The following is a 502-nucleotide window of genomic DNA, read 5'->3' on the forward strand; positions in this document are numbered from 1 at the left end:
ACGAAGGTGGTGGCGCGTACGCCGCGGGAGGCGACGGGGCGTCCGGATCTGACGGAGGCCGCGATCGTGGTGTCCGGTGGCCGGGGTGTGGGTGGTGCGGAGAACTTCGCGGTGATCGAGGCGCTGGCTGATTCGCTGGGTGCGGCGGTGGGTGCGTCGCGTGCGGCGGTGGACGCGGGCTGGTATCCGCACACCAATCAGGTGGGTCAGACGGGTAAGTCGGTGTCGCCGCAGTTGTACGTCGCGGCGGGGATCTCGGGTGCGATCCAGCACCGGGCGGGTATGCAGACCTCGAAGACGATCGTGGCGGTGAACAAGGACCCGGAGGCGCCGATCTTCGAGCTGGTCGACTACGGCGTGGTCGGTGACCTGTTCGCCGTGGTGCCGCAGCTGACCGAGGAGGTCACCGCCCGCAAGGGCTGACCCCGGCACACCACCGGCCGGCAGCACACACCCACCGGAGCCCCGTGACGCCCCCTGACGGCACCACGGGGCTCCGGCG

The 502-nt window shown here is 70.9% G+C and carries 1 protein-coding gene; it reads left to right on the top strand.

The window, feature by feature from the left end; translation table 11 throughout:
• On the top strand, positions 1–423 hold a 423-nt coding region (locus PV341_RS45300; protein WP_500361093.1), incomplete at its 5' end, for an electron transfer flavoprotein subunit alpha/FixB family protein.
• Positions 424–502 lie beyond the last annotated feature (79 nt).

The sequence above is a fragment of the Streptomyces sp. PA03-1a genome, assembly GCF_033792805.1.
Lineage (GTDB): Bacteria > Actinomycetota > Actinomycetes > Streptomycetales > Streptomycetaceae > Actinacidiphila.